The sequence below is a fragment of the Nostoc sp. genome (genome assembly GCF_036916575.1).
Taxonomy (GTDB): Bacteria; Cyanobacteriota; Cyanobacteriia; order Cyanobacteriales; family Nostocaceae; genus Nostoc.
In genome coordinates this window covers 1-15,816 of sequence record NZ_JBALGC010000003.1, presented here as the reverse complement: position 1 = coordinate 15,816, position 15,816 = coordinate 1, and the positions used below count along the sequence as shown (strand labels likewise).

Below are 15,816 nucleotides of genomic sequence, written 5' to 3'. Positions count from 1 at the left end.
GAACTAGCTGCGATTGCTATCCTTCATCTTAACTACTCTAGTTCTGCCTCTAATTCCTTGAATTCTTTGTACTGTCTATCTTTGTGATGCCAGGAAATACCGCAGTTGATAGTTAAAAACATGGCGCACATTGCCCTCATGCGAAAGTTCATCCAACCCATAGTTTTTAGTTGTCGCATACTGGCATCTACCAGGGGAAAGCCTGTTAACCCTTCAAGCCATGCCTGAAACAGTTCTTGTTTTTGTGATGGTAGATCTAGGGATGTATACCATTCATCAAATTCTGGATAACGGTTTTTGTAAGCTATTTCTGGATAAAAATAAAGACGTTGTGTAAAACTATCATGCCAGCGCAAACGGTCTTGAAATGCTTTGAGGGAGAATTCTGCCTTGGGTTGAGTTTTTAATTCTTCTGCTCTAGCTTTAGTACTTTGGTAAACAGTGCGAGTTGAAATAGTCCCAAAAGTTAGGTGTGGTGATAGATGAGATGTTGCCCCAAGCTGTGAGAGCATTGGGCGAGAAAGTTTCCAATGATAACCATTAAATCTACTTTTAAGAAATGAATTTAATGTAGCTTGTGCCTGTGTTTCTCCACCAAGAAAATATACCTGTTCTGTCTGACAAAAGGCTGAATACTTTTGTTTGAGTTCATCAAATGTAATTTGAGGTACGTTTAGAGAAAGTGATGGAGTGTTGATATTAGTCTGGAGTTTAGACTAGTTCCCGGTGCGAAACTAAAGACAGAATAAAGCAAAAGTATTATTAAAGCTTGAACAGAAAAGATAACATGGAGAGTGATAATAGCAGCAAACCAAAAATTGGGGATATTCCAATATTGGAAGAAATAAATTAATATCGATGAAGCAGGTTTTTCAGAAAACAAAATATCAATTTAGTTAATATTCTTAGTCTGAGAAATTAAACATATACTCATAATAGTCCTCATCTTTCTCCCCTGAGTTATTTGTAATTGGGTGGCAATTTGAGTTAATCTTTGATTAATTTGTGACAACGTTTTTTCACTCAAAGTATTCGCCCAACGTAGCAGTGTGCTTTGATTTGGCAGAGGATGAAAATATATTCGACAAAACTGCCTTAAAATTAAACTTTCTTTGATATTTTTAATTGTTTTCTCGGAACTTAAGCCGCGCAAGTGTTTTAAAGTTAACATCCTCAATATCATCTCTACAGGAGTTGATTTTCTTCCCGTCTTGCTGGAGAGTGGATAACGTTTTGAAAAGTCTGCTGACATTAACTCAAGCAGCCTGTCATCACAGAGCAGATGGTCAATTTGAGTCATTTGCTCATCCATTTCACCAAAAAGGTGCAAGATAATGTTGAACTCCCGATCAATGTGATATTTTTTCCGTAACACCTATAGTCTGCCTTGTGATTGAGTATATTTTCAGTTTTCTCAATCACTGTAAGGCTTTTGGGTTTCGCGCCGGGAACTAGTCTAGTTCTTAGAGCAAAAGAGGAGCGATCGCCACATGTAAGGGCGGGTACACCATCACACCTTCTCCCTCATACCCTGCTAAAATCCGTTTGGGCGATCATATACAGCAAGATAATGACAACCTATGAGCAAACGAGTAATTGTAGTTGGGGCTGGGTTGGCAGGACTGACGGCTGCTTATGAACTCACTCTTGCTGGCTTTGATGTGCAACTGTTTGAAGCCCGCGAGCGAGTTGGAGGGCGAGTCCAAACGGTCTTTTTTGGAGCAGAACAGCATGGCGAATTGGGTGCAGAGTTTGTCGATGATAACCATACAGCACTGATATCTTATGCGACTCAATTCAACCTCATGTTTGAGCCTGCCTTTAAGTTTCCGAACGACCTCTGCTATTACATTGATGGTAATTTCTCTACTCAAAAAACGCTCTTGTCTCAACAACTTGCGGAATTAGATGATGTGTATCAGCAGTTAGACCAATTATTGTCACAGCTTGCCGATCCTGCCCAAACATTAGCTCAGTGGCTGACTGCACACTCGATTGCTCCCTTTGCCTGCAAAGTTGTTCGTCAGCAATCCTATGGAATGTATGCTGCCGATCCAGAGGCAATTGGAGTTGGCTTTTTTGCTTATAGTGGTACTTCTGGCGATCGCAATCTGCGAATTCAAGGTGGCAGTACTCAACTTGCAACCGCATTTGCTGACTTTTTGGGCGATCGCATCCATCTTAACACCCCAGTTCGGCGGATTGGGCAGCAAGAACAAACCCTTGCGGTGAGTTTAGAAACGGTTCAGGGACAGGTTGAAGTATTTACCGACTGGATTGTTATCACAATTCCCTGGAGTGTTTTGCGCCATTTGTCTATTGAAGTTTCGCTTACAGAGCCACAACGAGAGGCGATCGCCCACTTGCCCTATGGGACATCGGTTAAGACTTTACTTCAGTACTCCAACCGTTTCTGGCAGCAATCCAGTTTTGGGTTAGTTGTGGGAGAAACACCTTATCAAACGGTCTGGGAATCTACCGCAACTCAGACAGGTGAAGCGGGAATTCTTGCTTGTACGAGTAGTGGGACACCTAGCCGAAATGTTGCTGGACACTCCGTTGAGTTAGCACAACAAACAGTATCCGCGCTTTACCCAAATGCTCACAAAGCGATCGCAACTGCAACTCATGACTGGAGTACTGATCCCTGGTCACAGGGATCTTACTGCTACTTCGCTCCTAGAGACTTGAAAAGCTGGCGTTGTGACTTACCGTACTTTGCTGGACGAGTCATTTTTGCAGGAGAACATACCGCTTCCGTTGAATATTGTGGCTATATGGAGGGAGCCATTCGCAGTGGACAACGAGCAGCAGCGCAAATTTCAGCTTTCGTGATTACATGAAACGCAGATTTTTCACACTTTTTTACAGTTCATTACAGCAAACATTTAAAAGCCAAGGAATATATACTCAGATCGAATCCTTGCTATGGCTGAGTTTTAGCCATCACTTACAAGTTTTGCCCCTACATGAGAGATTATTCCTAACGATATATTTGTTCTACAATACGCTTATAAGTCTCCGACTTTTGCGCCCGTGCTTTCATCATCTCTGCGAAGGATTCGACAGACATCTTACAAGATAGGCACGCAATTCATCGCCCGGATGCCAAAACTGCTCAATGGCAATTTCTTCAAATAAACTTATAACTTGCTCGACCTCTTGAGGACTAGCGCTATAAGTCAAAAATGCAACATGAGCATTATCCTGCTCAAACAGTACTGGAAGATATGCACCTCCACGATAAAGCCCAGTGCCGTTTACGTTTGGCTGTATTATTGTAACAACACAACCCACCATCTTGATAGTCAAGCCGATCGCTTATATTTCCAAAACAACAACATCCAAACTCTACTCGCCTCGCCATCGCACTATTCAATAAGCATTTCGATTTAGTCATCGGGAAACTACCAAGATGAAATACTTTCTACATCTTTGCGACTGCATTGAATACAAGTAACATCAAATGCTGAATCCATCCACTCATAACCGCAAGCACGACAATGACAGAAAATATTATTGCGGTTGAGGTGTGGTCATTGCGCGGGAACTTGCCGGAGAATAAATAAACTATTGCGCCGTGGTATTCCTAAAACTTTAGGCTAGAATCCCCTAACCTAAAAACAGGGGTGTTGACAGGGGATTTATAATTTTTGGCTCATGTCACCTAATAATTCAGGTTCTATAATTAAAGTTAAAGAGCTTAGAGCATTAAGCATAAAATGAGGTTAAGGGCTGTGAAGAAAATAGTTGTTGTTGCTTTATTCAGCTTAATCGCTGGCTCAACGTCTTTACTTTTTCCCCAAGCCGCTAAAGCTGATAGGGTTGTTTACTGTCATCCTGTTACTGACAATAGGGTACTCAAAGAATCGGCGGCTGACCACGCCCATGCTTATGCAAATGGTTTTCGAGAAGGAGAACAAAGCGCTCGGGAAAGAGTTGCTTATAAACCTCGGACTGCGGGAGGTGAATTCGCTCGTGGTTTTCAGGATGGTTATTTGAATCTACCTTATGCTGGGCAAGAGAATGTTGTACGTAGAACAATTGTGCAACATACTACTCAGGTTTGTAATGAAGATGGTTATTACACCGTAGCGCCTTCTCCTGCTTACATCTACAACCCTTATCCCATCTATGTGTCGCCCTATCCTACTTATGGCATCAACTTCGGATTTGGAAGAGGGTTCCACTTTGGATTTGGCGGAGGGTTCCACGGATGGGGCCACCATCGAAGATGGTAGGGGTGGGGAATTTTGTCAAAAAAGTTTCTAGGCTAGAGGATACTTTGTATTCACCCTCGGAAGTGACGAGGGAAAAATTTGAGAGTATATCTGAAATCAGAAAAAAGAAGATATTCAGATAGACCAGATGAAAGTATTTCTTGCTTTTTTGATAGATAACCATATTTGTGCAGCAGGCGCGGTTGTTTTCCAAGGCGATCGCTGGGAGTTACAAACCAGTAGATTATCCAAAAGAAGTGAAAGGCAATACACCTGTCAAAGAATTATTTATGCTTTTGATATTCAATCCGCACTTGCTTAACGTCAAAAAGCTCAGATTCTAAAAACATGAGTTTTTCTGCTTGTTGTAATCCCAAACTTTCAAACTGTTTGAGTTCCGAGTCTGATAATGGCCAAGGTGGACTAGAGGGTTCAGCTTCTGTATCTCGAACATGAGTAATCAGCAAAAGTGTGCCACCGAGAGCAACAACAGAGGTAACTGAAGAAATAACCCAAGAACGTACATTCAACGGTAAAGCTTGAATATTACGACATTCAAAAACAAAATCAAAAGCTTGATGCCATTGTGGGGGAATTGCTAACAAATCGGGAGCATCCCAAATGTGTAAAAACATCTTTTGTCATTGCGAGCGTAATGAAATGGAGCGTTCGCGGAGCGTCTCGTAGAGAAGCAATCGCAGTATCTAGACTTTGCGATTGCTTCATTCCGCTACCCTTCAGGAACGCCAAGGGCGAACGCTTCATTCGCAATGACAACTCATCATTTTGGTAAATTTGCAAAATTGGGATGCTCCCAACAAATCTGCAACTACATAGTTGACAGTCGAATCTGGAAATCGCTCTTGACACCAAGCGCTCGCTGTCGGTGAAATATCAAAAGCAGTTACTTCAAACCCTCTTTGGAGCTAAAGCTTCGGCATCATCTCCCAAGCCGCAACCAATGACTAGCGCCTTTTGCTGTGAGGGAAATGGTTCATGATTCGTCAACCAATCTTGTAGATAAGGATGAGGAGCTAACTTTGCCCAAGGAATTTTTGCTGTATCACCTTTAGCTTCAGTATATAACACTTCAAACCATGCCGATGGTTCTGATTTTTGTAAAGCTTCTGTGGCTAACTGTTTAACATAAAATCGTAAATCTTCAGGTTGTTGTTCAAACATAAAAACTGACATTACTAACAATTGTGCAAAACTTCGGAATCCCTAAGTATTGTAGATGAGGAAAAGCGATGCCTACGCTTCACTCTATTACACTTACATTTTTAACCCAACATTACCTACTCCAGAAGATAGATACATTTTTAAAAAGTTGAAGCACACTGGTAAGAGCAAATTCAACTTCTAAATCATGGTGTGGCAATGTGGCTAAAATATGGTGTAAATGAAGAAGGTATATTGATATGTATTGAAGATATCACAAGAGGTAAGACTTCACTTAAGTGTCCTTACTGTAATGGTGAGTTAACTGCAAAAAAAGGCAAGGTAAAAGAACATCATTTTGCTCATCACGGAGAAACTTGTCGAAGAGTAGCTAACCGAGAATTTCCTACTCTGCCTCTCTATGATAATTTCAACATTCAACTATCAAGCAAGGATTTAGCACAGTTAAAATTACTCTGGAAGGAATACGGAGCCAAAAATTACCCTATTAGTTCCTACTTAGTTACTCCTGGGTTAATAAAAGCAGGGATGTTGAGAAAAAACGTATACTTAGCCCCGCCAGAATATGAATTTACTGATTTGGGTAAAATTCCTGTAGGAGCGCTGGAGTTAACACGATTCAACGATGTACAGTCGCCGCTCTTACTTAAAAAGCTGCTGAAGCTAGAGCTAGCTTTTGAACACGCCAAACACAAAAATACTCCAGATTTGGCATATCGGTTTACAGATTTAAAACTCTACCGCGCTCAACTTCAACGTATTTTATCTTGTACATTGTATTTTTTAGAGATTCAAACAGACAAAGATATTCTGTACAAGATAGGAGTAACCCAAAGACCCGTTCTCAAGCGAGTAGCAGAAGTAAAAATTGATTTACTTGCTCATTATTCGAGTGTTGCTGTTAAAGTATTAGGAACTTGGGAGCATAGGGGGAATATTGAACTGTATTTTAAACACTGCTATCGTGACTTTAATTATCCCATTGGGAGTTTAACTGAGTACTATAATTTTAATGCTGAGGATATCACAATCGTGCTGTGCAACCTGCAACAAATGCAACCTAAAATACTATCTCAAGATGAAATAGATATTCTTGAGGAGAATACTAGCTTGATTCAAGTTGCTGTGTAGGTTTATCGATGGACTGCAATCCGTTTGCCGGGGTCTTGCTTTCTTACCCACACCAAGAATTTTTGCATTTGCGGCTCATTACTGAGTTTTTCTAGAGTATTGAGAACTCTTGCAAGTAACTTGTTGTCAAACAACGCATGAATTTGACGATGGCAGGCAGAACAGATATTTGCTGTTGGGCCTGGGTCTTGTTTTTTGCGTTTGGTATTTTGTCGCGGAACTAAGTGATGGACAGTTAAATTCTCCATCTCTCTTTGGCATAGTTCACATTGCTGTGGTTGGTTGTTATACACCTGTTAAAGCTAAAACCCTATTTAATAGGATAGCTATTACTCAATACATTCTGCACGCGATCACCTACGGTGGGCGGGTACGCCATCGCCCTTTTTCCTCTGTTGAAACTGAAACTGGGGGTCCACCCTCTTGCTTGGTCTGTCCAGGTGGCCGCCCCTTGCCACTGAAGCTCAAGGCTCCTGGAGACGGCAACCAGCAATACCCGCTCTCTAATGAAGGAGCGGTACAGTGTCCGCTTCCGATAGTAAGCCAGTCCGCATCGTACCCGCCGGAGGAAAGCTGCTGTAAAATGTACCGGAAGTAACCGCGCTCATCTCCTTTTCTGTAGGGACAAGTGAGCAAACCTGTAACGTTTTCAATGGCTGCAAATTTGGGTTGCAATTCTCCAATGGTTTGAAGGATAGGGGGGAAACAACTCGCTCATCTGCGCTTCCCCTGCGTTGCCCCTTCTGTGGAGAATGGGGGGCAGGGTGGGGAAGCTGTAACAATGTGGATTCTTCCTGGGTGCATATAGTAGCCAAGTCTGTGTCTTGCAAGTCTTGGCATATCTCGCACGTTTCCGTAGTTGTGTATGTCGGGATATCGCAATTTAAGGATACCGCTACAGTATTCGTCAATCTCTGCGGTTCCGATAAGTTTAAATCCGTGCTTGAGTCCTGCATAACAAAAACCGACTCCTGAGCAGAGGTCAAGTTGTGTGAGTTGCATGATGCGATCTCCTCCTGTGTCTTCTCATCCTCTAAGAATTTCATGCTTAATAGCCAAGACTCATCACAATGAACTTTGGGCCCGTTTTCCCAGTGAATTGTATAGGGCTTCTTTCCGCCATTCCTAATTTTGATTAATGTGCAAATTGTGCTTTTATCCCATTTAGATTGAAAGCGATCGCCTAGCTGAAAACGTCCATTTTTAGGGTTATAATCATCCTCTAAGAATTTAACTTCATCAGGAAATACCCTAATCTGCAAATCAGAATTATCTAATTTAACCCAAAACTCAGGACTATCATCTGTGTGATAACCAGATAAATCCCACCTTCCGCACCCTAACTGTCATACATCAACAAAAAGCTGATACAGTAGTACATAAAAACTAATTTTGATGAAAAAGTTAAGAAACTTAATGAGAAGAAGTAGTATAGTGTATTCATTTAGTTGAATTTAACCAGGGAAAACACGTCTCTAATTGGAATCAAGAAAGAGGTTTTATCTTGAGTCTTTTACCAGATGATTGTTTAGGTTACTATCAATTAGCCACGTAATTCCTCTATCTATTAATTTCATCTCCCCAGGAGCATGAGCTAATTTCTTTGATTAATAGCTCTATTTTTTTATGTCAATAATTTAGATTTTTTGCTTTAATTTATTAGTCTAATTTATGATTTACGTCTTGAACATCTTCATTTATTTATGTCAGAGTCATCTCTGTGCATCAGTTCTTATCGCTCCTTATTGAGAATAAGTTTTGATGCTATTTTTGGTGATTTACTGTTACCCAAATGTCTTTTTTCACTAAATATGTTGGTTTTTATTCTCACTTGGGTTTTTTCTCTCCGTATTTTCTCTCTGTGACAGTTTCAGGTGCGGAATGTGGGATAAATAACCTCTCTCACCTGAATACTTTTTATGAACAGCAATTTCACAGCGTTTGCCAATTTTAAATTGACTATCCTTTGAAATGTGCTGATAATTAAAACCTTTGATTTGGCTAAATGTATATTTAGCAGATAACCCGTTATCTTTCCAAAGAATAGTAACTTCTTTCTTATGTACGCTCGATATCGTTCCCAAGCATCTACCAGGAGCAATAATGAAATCGCCTACACAATACTTACTCATCTTTTTTACCCACTAAATAATCTTTATTCACTGCCTCCCACTGTTCAAGACCATTTTTGCTAACGTGCCAAATTTTTGAACTGAGTAAACTGTGATTCAAACAGCAGTTTTATCATCCCTGTTGGGCCGCCCCTATTTTTGGCGATAATTACCTCTGCAAGACCTCTATCGACAGTATCGGGAAAATAATATTCATCTCGGTAAAGGAGCAGTACTAAATCCGAATCTTCTTCAATTCGCCCTGATTCGCGCAAATCTGACATCATAGGACGCTTAATATTACGGCTCTCTACACCACGATTCAACTGTGACAACATGATAACAGTTGTGTTGCACTCACGTGCTAATTGCTTTAACTGTCTGGTGATTTTTCCGATTTTCAAAGCGAGGTTGTAGCTATCACCATCCGTCCCTTCCATCAATTGCAAATAATCAATACCAACCATACCAATGCGACCGTATTCTGCAACAATTCGCTTAACTTTTGAACGAATTGAATTGACAGTTATCACGGCTGAATCATCGATATAAATAGGCAAATCGCTCAACCTACCGATTGATTGTGCTAAAGGTTCCCACTGGTGTTTAGTAATCTTCCCCTGTTGCAAATAGCTTGAATCAATTCTTGCATCTTGGGATAAAAATCTATCTCCCCATTCTTCTTTGCTCATTTCAAGGCTAAAAATAATAGTTGGTAGCTTTTCGAGTTCGGAGATATTAAAGGCTAAATTGCCTAAAAATGATGACTTTCCCATTGCTGGGCGTCCGGCAATTGTTATGAGTTTTCCCGGCTTAAATCCGACTATCATTGCATCTAGGTCATAAAATCCAGTTGTAACCCCAGATGGTGATATACCCATACTTTTTTCTTCAATGCTGGAGTAGGCATTTACCAAGATTTCATTGAGGGGGGTTGGTTCAGATAATTCGATTTCTCCCTCTTCCTCTAATGTAGAAAGGGCTTCCCAGAAAGTCGAGCGCTTCATATCAAAGACTTAACATACTTCTTTTGTATCAATAAATGCAGACCAGTTTTCTTTAAATTTAATCCGCACCCAAATCTTTAATGCACCTTTGGCTGTAAGGTCGTTGGATTCGTAGAGTGCGATCGCATCGCTTAATGTCATTCGGTAATGTTGCTCTGTCACTTCTGCATCCCCCTAGTTGCATCTGGCACAAAGAGGATGCTCAAATATCCGTTAAAGGACGTTTGAGAAAAACATTGAATTGTCATATTATTTCAACAGCTTTGAAAGAACACCCCGATAAGATGCAACTTGTCGGGGCTATTTTGTCTGTATATAATCAAATCAACTATCAGATTGATCAGATTAACCTAATAGCTTAATTAAATATCCGCCGCAAACTATCCACTATCACCACATCCGGGCGAAAATCTTCTAACTCCGCTTCCAGAACGCCCATCTGGTCAATTGTCCACTCTGGCAGGACGCGGATATATTCTTTATCTTTGCGACGGAACCCGCGCTTGAGTACACCGTACCCGAAGCGTACCAAGCTCTACACTTCTTTGTGGCTCTTGCTCATAAGTCATTATCACCAGCGCTATCTTGGCCGCATCTTTGAGAGATAATTTTTCTTGTGATCGCCTTTCTAACCACTTTTCCCAAGGCTGGCAGTATTCCACAATCTGACCAGCTAGTTCGGCTGCTGACAGAGATTCATTCGCCGCTAGAATTGCTAAAGGCTGTTGTGTCTGATAAATTTCCGGGCTGTTATCAGACGAGAGGATTTAATAAATCGCTTTCCTTAGGGACTTCCAAAGAATAAATTGTCCCAAAGAATTAATCTTTGGGCAGTTAATCAACAATGATAATCATTATTGGGGGAAGAAAGCGGCAGCCGTTGGCTGCCGCTTTCTTCCCCCATTTTAGCCATGAAAAGTCTACACTCACGGGAGCAAGTGACAAAGTGAATTATGTTCATTTAAGATTACAAAGTTGTAAATTCCTATTTATAACTTATGTTTTGGCAAAATTAATATCAATAAACCAATTACCTAGATTGGGAAACAATTCGTTTTTAGAATTAGTCAAACGCTCAATTTTTTTCAATTATCTTGATTGATAAGCAATGTTTCAACCTCAGAAAAACGATGTTTCTCACTCATCCAAAAATCTTCTAAAACATCAACTATAAAATCGCTTGTTACTTTCGATTCGGTAAAATATAAAAAAAGTTCATCCTCCTCTGGAAGAAATATCCCATAAGGAGTTACGGTTGTTTTAGGATGATAATCATGGTCATCAGCTTCGACCTTAGCCCGGCTTTTTCCCCTCTTAAAATGATTATCATTATTTTAGATGGGATGTTTTATTTTTTTGAAGTCCCTTATTTGCCCCTTGTGACCAGCTTTGCCAAAGTCTGCCGTTGAATTTAGGGGTGAATGAATTGATACAGATGGCAATACAGTTAAAACCAATTGAGCGGCAACAGCTGATTGCTAGGTTGCAAAGTGTTACGTAATTATCGAATCATGGCAGTACGGCATCTGGTCACATCACTGAAAGTAGAATGCCTAAAAAGCAACCTATTTGCACTAATTTCAATCGCCGATTCCACGTATGAGCCAAAACGTGTAATTGCTAAATATCAGCGGCAAGCTACGCTCCAAAACACCTTTATACTATTAGACCTTTATAGTATTAAGATATAATTTGATTAGAGTTTAAGCTGTTGTCTCAAGTTTTCTGCATTCTTTACCCGACTCCAATCAATATCACTCTTTTGCAGTAGCTCGACAGCTACACCAATTAGATGCTGAGGGTAGACGCGATCGCTTTTTTGCATACCTTTTCCGCCTTAAATTCTCGTGTATCCGCCCTTTGGTAGACTCAACAACTGAAATCAAACTCAAAGGCGATCGCTCTGGTCGCCTTTCCTCTTCCCTGCAATGGGACAGAAACTAAAGGGGAATCAAATGTGTCACGTGTGAGACATTTCAATGGACGAAGCGATCGCACTCTTGGATTTTTGGCATATCACCAGTGTACTTTTCCTGGGATTGGAACTCGTCAGTATCGTTTCAATCCCTAGCAGTGATTTTAGTTAATAGCAAATGCGATTGCTGATAATAAAAAGCGATGCCTGCGGCAGCAAGCAACGCACTCTCAAACTGCGATCACAGTCCAGCTAAATCGCCTTTGACTCTAAGAAACTGATTTCTTCCCTCATTAGACCCGTCCTAAAATTAAATTAGTCTAAAAATAGGATATAAAATTTTATCTTTATAAATCCTAAAACCTACCTTATATAGGTTTTGGGTATTTTACAGCATAATAAATATAGCCATAGTAAATGACTATTATGGAAATACCTTGCTGTAATTGCTGATGGAAGAAAACCGAGCGGTACACGATAGATTTGCTGTGAGCAGAATATTATAGCGTTCGTCCGAAATTGTGCTGTTTTCTATTTGCCACTAGCCGTTCTTCATACAGTTTCAGCCGTTGATGATTTTGATCGTTCATCTCATATAAGGAGGGATCTTGCTGATATGTGTAGGAATCGCAGTGGTCAACAGCAGCGCTGTGATCAGTATCAGGTGAGAGTGCCCTACCCGGAGTTGGCAGGGCATTTTCATATCCTTCATACCCGACCCCATAAGAGGTAGGAACATAGGGAGGGGCAGGAGGGTCAGTTCCATATCCGGCGTATCCAACCCCGGAAGAGGTGGGAGTATCGGTACGGGCAGGAGGGTCAGTTCCATATCCGGCGTATCCAACCCCGGAAGAGGTGGGAGTATCGGTACGGGCGGGAGGATCAGTTCCATACCCGGCGTATCCAACCCCAGAAGAGTCAAAGACACTAAATGAAGATGAAGGACGATAGACTTGTCTAACCCGATGTTCATAATCAAAATCAACAGTCATACCATCCGTAAATTCAGGTAGCGCTTCTACCTGGGCTTTAGTGAGGTTGACTGCATAGACGCGGTGGGTATCATAGTCTACCTGGGAGCATCCGATTGGCAGCAAAACTTTTTTGCCAAAAATCCAGATGCCTGTGTTTATCACCAGATAACGAATGTGGCCATCATCATCAACCAAAAGGTCGTCAGCAGAGCCAACTTTTTCGTCTTTGGAGTAAAGGTCAAACCCCCTCAGATACTCCTGAGAATTCTGTTGATGATAATTGGCATCAAAATCTTCGATTTTATGAAGAGACATAATGTCTTTTGTCCTCCGTTCTTTATGGCTTCGATTCATAGACTGAGGTGGAACTAATCATCTGGAAAGATTTAAGGGATTATTATCCAAAATCTACTCCAGCCCAATGATCGCAGCAAGCTGCTAGTTTGCTGCCTCTCTGAAGGATGAGATTTTGATTCTAGATAGCTAGACATAAAGCATTACTCTCTAAATCTTTGCTTTGACAATACCGAAGCATCAATCCCCAGTTAGGTGAAATCCGGCGTATTTGAAATGCGATCGCACTCTGGATCGCCTTTGACTCTGAGAAATCAGTTTAGAGCAGAAGTGATCGCATCCGTGATTTTTTGATGCTCCAGGCTTCTCACATATAGTGCCGTCGTTCCCCCAGCTTCAGCAATAATTGTGAACAATGCGGGGGAGTCTGGAGTGGCTTTGGACAAATAGAGCAAAGCTTTGATTAAATGATCCTTTGAGTTTTTGCCCTCAAGCTCTTTTAGAGCCTCATAATTTGTTTTTGCAGCTAGTGCCAATCGGTGATCTTCAGTTTTGGGTATGAGAAATCTTAGAATAGATTCCGTTGCATTGCCCAGTGGATCATCAGATTCAAAAGCGATCGCATTGCCATCACTGATTTTATCTAAGGTTTTCACCTGTGCATAGTCGGCGGCGGCATTAGCTGCGGCGGACAAAATCTTGCTTAGATTGGGATTCGTGCTTGTAGCGCTCACTAAAAATCCCAAACATTTGCAGTAAAAATCTCTGAGATGACTGGCATAAGTTCTTTTTACCGCCTTGGCATCACCATTTTTATATTGCTCTAATGCCTGGTGTTGCCATCCATCAGTCGGTTCACCTAATACTTCAAAAATTATTGTATTGATGTGCTTAATGCGATCGCTAGTTATCCAACTCAGCAAGAAGCTGCGATCGCAATGGGGACAAGTCCTAGAGTGGTTTCACAATGGCATCGAAACAAAGCTACACCCAGAGAGCTAGCAGTGAGGGTTGTGCAACTTCTGGGAGTTTTGAAAGATGCAGGAATTGAGCCGCCCCCACCAATAGCTTTTTAATTCCAGACTTATAAACTTTAATCATTGCCCCTTACTGGTTAGGGGGTTTTTAATTTAATCAGATAGTTTTTGCACCAAAACCTTTTACTTGCAATTACTACAAGTAAAAGGAAAATTTTGATTCTTGGCAGCATTTATCAAGCTTAATAATCAATAGTTTTACCGCAAAAACCTAGCTTAATGCGTGAAACATTAATTTGGTGTCAAAAAACAGCAGTTTTACTGCGAAAATTTGCAAATTTTTGATGCAAGAGGTGAGAAAGTGGTATGCACTTTACAAAGACCAGTAGACAGGGAGTTAAGACAAGTTTACGAAGCTTTTATAGGTGACAGGATTGGTGATACTACGTGGCGATCGCGGTGATGCCACCTTGGGTAAAGCTAGAAATCGCTTGGCTTTTGGAAGATGGAAGATTATCTGAGTCTGATCAAAATTTTCTCAAGCGCATAGCTTGCAAAAAAGGACTTTTAGAGTTGAGCGATCGGGAAATCGCTAGACTAACCCGACTTCAGCGTGGCGGGGGTGATTCATGAAAGGTTTTTCAAAAATCACACTCTTTAAACTCTCCCGGCGACAACAAGTCAGAAAAATTTGCAGAATATCAAGACTTGCATCACGAAAATATGCTACTAGCCTCAAAGAATACCAGCATATTACATCAAGTACTCAGCAAACTACAGGTATAAAAAACGATACCATTTTAACTAAGCCACAGGATGATCAACTAGCAGTTGTTGAGCTTGGGCAATCTTATAGTCAACTTCAGCAGATTGATCCTAAACATTGGCAGGAATTAACTGTTAGTGGGACTTAGACAAAAAACACCCAAAAAATCGCCTCAAATTTATATACAGAAAGACTTTGACATCGTTAGGCTTAGTTGATTGATATATCTGGGTTTGGGCTATTTTTGAGCATTTGGTGTATTTCCCTTACCCTGCAAGGGTTTGAGGCTTGTTTATCCCGAAAAAATGTTTAAGTCCCGTTAGTAGTGCCATTGATCAAGAGATCGCCGCTTTAAACTGGCGTACAGTGGGGCGGGAAGCGTGTGATCTCCTAATGATTTCTCCTGATTTGCCACGCCTGAATACAGGAAGATTAGCGGCAAGTGTTCTTAATCGCTACCAGTACTGTAGACGAGGGCGGTTTATATGTTTCGGGCATTGACATTCTGACAGGGAGAGATAGCGAGTGGGGGTGTCTGAAGCCAAACAAGCCACCTATCGACCCAAAGAAAAATAAGCCAACGAAAGTACATACAGCCTGAAGGGGTTGTTACAGAAGCATTTTTATTGCGTATACCCTCTAGAATTTGGGCATTGCTGGCAAGGCGCTATGATGTGCCATTACCCGAAAATTACGAAAACTTATCCCATAGTGCGTTTTGGGATTGGGTTAAAAGTAATACACAAATTCCAGTTATTTTGACTGAAGGTGCAAAAAAAGCAGCAGCAATTCTCAGCTGTGGCTATGTTGCGATCGCACTGCCAGGGGTAAGAGGTGGGTACAGGCAACCTAAAAACGAATATGGCGAGATTAGCGGCGCTCCATATCTTATCCCACAGTTAGCCGTATTTGCTCAACAAGGTAGGCGAATTTATTTTTGCTTCGATGCCGATGTGAAGCGCACCACGGTTAGAGATGTCAACCACGCGATCGCTAAAACTGCCAAGCTTTTATCTTCGCGTGGTTGTGAAGTCAAGGTCATGACTTGGCATTCGGCATTGGGCAAAGGGATTGATGATATTTTGGCGGCTTGTGGCCGTGACAAACTTGATAGCATCTACTCCAATGCCCTTAACCTTAACGATGGAACCTTGTGAAGTTGATGCCAAAAGCAACGAAATTAAAGCTTTACCAGAATTGATTGAAAAACTTGCTCTCAAGGGAGTTGTTTTTGCATTT

20 protein-coding genes and 3 pseudogenes are annotated in these 15,816 nt (G+C 41.1%); 7 read left to right on the top strand and 16 right to left on the bottom strand.

All coding sequences use genetic code 11. The annotated features are described in order from the left end of the window. Positions 1–32: 32 nt before the first annotated feature. Positions 33–512 (bottom strand): FAD-binding domain-containing protein, encoded by a 480-nt coding sequence (locus V7L29_RS00980; protein WP_334734245.1) that lies wholly within the window; start codon positions 510–512, stop codon positions 33–35. Between the two features lie 425 nt (positions 513–937). Then, positions 938–1,375: pseudogene (locus V7L29_RS00975) on the bottom strand (transposase); the annotation flags it as partial. A gap of 205 nt (positions 1,376–1,580) precedes the next feature. On the opposite strand from V7L29_RS00975, the gene V7L29_RS00970 reads away from it, so the two are divergent. Beyond that, positions 1,581–2,843: a flavin monoamine oxidase family protein gene (locus tag V7L29_RS00970; protein ID WP_334734244.1), complete on the top strand. Its 1,263-nt coding sequence runs from the start codon at positions 1,581–1,583 to the stop codon at positions 2,841–2,843. Between the two features lie 202 nt (positions 2,844–3,045). On the opposite strand, the gene V7L29_RS00965 is transcribed toward V7L29_RS00970, so the two are convergent. Next, a complete protein-coding gene (locus V7L29_RS00965; protein WP_334734243.1) occupies positions 3,046–3,312 on the bottom strand; it encodes a hypothetical protein in 267 nt (88 codons plus the stop codon). Positions 3,313–3,737: 425 nt separating this feature from the next. Here V7L29_RS00965 and V7L29_RS00960 point away from each other — a divergent pair, with 425 nt between their 5' ends. Next, positions 3,738–4,241, top strand: a complete 504-nt coding sequence (locus V7L29_RS00960; RefSeq protein ID WP_334734242.1) for a hypothetical protein — start codon at positions 3,738–3,740, stop codon at positions 4,239–4,241. A 263-nt stretch (positions 4,242–4,504) separates the two neighbouring features. Here V7L29_RS00960 and V7L29_RS00955 read toward each other — a convergent pair whose 3' ends face one another. Next, a complete protein-coding gene (locus tag V7L29_RS00955; protein WP_334734241.1) occupies positions 4,505–4,855 on the bottom strand; it encodes a hypothetical protein in 351 nt (116 codons plus the stop codon). Between the two features lie 180 nt (positions 4,856–5,035). Further along, positions 5,036–5,402 (bottom strand): annotated as a pseudogene (locus V7L29_RS00950) (class I SAM-dependent methyltransferase); the annotation flags it as partial. A gap of 198 nt (positions 5,403–5,600) precedes the next feature. On the opposite strand from V7L29_RS00950, the gene V7L29_RS00945 reads away from it, so the two are divergent. Next, positions 5,601–6,533 carry a GIY-YIG nuclease family protein gene (locus tag V7L29_RS00945; protein ID WP_334734240.1) on the top strand — a complete coding sequence of 311 codons (933 nt, stop codon included), beginning with the start codon at positions 5,601–5,603 and terminating at the stop codon, positions 6,531–6,533. 2 nt (positions 6,534–6,535) lie between these two features. Here the strand turns inward: V7L29_RS00945 and V7L29_RS00940 are convergent, their stop codons facing one another. The 11 genes and pseudogenes from V7L29_RS00940 to V7L29_RS00885 form a co-directional block, all read right to left on the bottom strand. Further along, the gene (locus tag V7L29_RS00940) at positions 6,536–6,826 is read right to left on the bottom strand and encodes an HNH endonuclease (RefSeq protein ID WP_334734239.1); all 291 of its coding nucleotides are present in this window, start codon (positions 6,824–6,826) and stop codon (positions 6,536–6,538) included. 64 nt (positions 6,827–6,890) lie between these two features. Further along, complete coding sequence (locus tag V7L29_RS00935) at positions 6,891–7,208, bottom strand: hypothetical protein (RefSeq protein ID WP_334734238.1); 318 nt, start codon at positions 7,206–7,208, stop codon at positions 6,891–6,893. 39 nt (positions 7,209–7,247) lie between these two features. Beyond that, positions 7,248–7,535 (bottom strand): DNA cytosine methyltransferase, encoded by a 288-nt coding sequence (locus V7L29_RS00930; protein WP_334734237.1) that lies wholly within the window; start codon positions 7,533–7,535, stop codon positions 7,248–7,250. An 803-nt stretch (positions 7,536–8,338) separates the two neighbouring features. Next, on the bottom strand, positions 8,339–8,665 hold the full coding sequence (locus tag V7L29_RS00920) for a hypothetical protein (RefSeq protein WP_334734261.1): 327 nt from the start codon (positions 8,663–8,665) through the stop codon (positions 8,339–8,341). A 59-nt stretch (positions 8,666–8,724) separates the two neighbouring features. Further along, positions 8,725–9,651: a replicative DNA helicase gene (locus V7L29_RS00915; protein ID WP_334734236.1), complete on the bottom strand. Its 927-nt coding sequence runs from the start codon at positions 9,649–9,651 to the stop codon at positions 8,725–8,727. 9 nt (positions 9,652–9,660) lie between these two features. Further along, entirely contained in the window at positions 9,661–9,813 is a 153-nt protein-coding gene (locus tag V7L29_RS00910) for a hypothetical protein (RefSeq protein WP_334734235.1), read from the bottom strand. A 196-nt stretch (positions 9,814–10,009) separates the two neighbouring features. Next, positions 10,010–10,183, bottom strand: a complete 174-nt coding sequence (locus tag V7L29_RS00905) for a hypothetical protein (protein WP_334734234.1) — start codon at positions 10,181–10,183, stop codon at positions 10,010–10,012. Positions 10,184–10,739: 556 nt separating this feature from the next. After that, positions 10,740–10,961: pseudogene (locus V7L29_RS00900) on the bottom strand (ISAzo13-like element transposase-related protein); the annotation flags it as partial. A 386-nt stretch (positions 10,962–11,347) separates the two neighbouring features. Next, positions 11,348–11,476, bottom strand: a complete 129-nt coding sequence (locus V7L29_RS00895) for a hypothetical protein (RefSeq protein WP_334734233.1) — start codon at positions 11,474–11,476, stop codon at positions 11,348–11,350. 590 nt (positions 11,477–12,066) lie between these two features. Next, on the bottom strand, positions 12,067–12,855 hold the full coding sequence (locus V7L29_RS00890; protein ID WP_334734232.1) for a PRC-barrel domain-containing protein: 789 nt from the start codon (positions 12,853–12,855) through the stop codon (positions 12,067–12,069). Between the two features lie 293 nt (positions 12,856–13,148). After that, complete coding sequence (locus V7L29_RS00885) at positions 13,149–13,757, bottom strand: hypothetical protein (protein ID WP_334734231.1); 609 nt, start codon at positions 13,755–13,757, stop codon at positions 13,149–13,151. Between V7L29_RS00885 and V7L29_RS00880 the strand changes: the two genes are divergently transcribed. From V7L29_RS00880 to V7L29_RS00865, 4 genes are all read left to right on the top strand, one after another. Next, positions 13,722–13,910, top strand: coding sequence for a helix-turn-helix domain-containing protein (locus V7L29_RS00880; protein WP_334734230.1), 189 nt, complete (start codon positions 13,722–13,724; stop codon positions 13,908–13,910). The genes V7L29_RS00885 and V7L29_RS00880 overlap by 36 nt on opposite strands. A gap of 348 nt (positions 13,911–14,258) precedes the next feature. Further along, entirely contained in the window at positions 14,259–14,444 is a 186-nt protein-coding gene (locus V7L29_RS00875; protein ID WP_334734229.1) for a hypothetical protein, read from the top strand. Beyond that, a complete protein-coding gene (locus tag V7L29_RS00870; RefSeq protein ID WP_334734228.1) occupies positions 14,441–14,725 on the top strand; it encodes a hypothetical protein in 285 nt (94 codons plus the stop codon). Before V7L29_RS00875 ends, V7L29_RS00870 begins: the two co-directional genes overlap by 4 nt. Positions 14,726–15,203: 478 nt before the next feature. Continuing rightward, complete coding sequence (locus tag V7L29_RS00865; protein ID WP_334734227.1) at positions 15,204–15,734, top strand: DUF3854 domain-containing protein; 531 nt, start codon at positions 15,204–15,206, stop codon at positions 15,732–15,734. Positions 15,735–15,816: the final 82 nt, after the last annotated feature.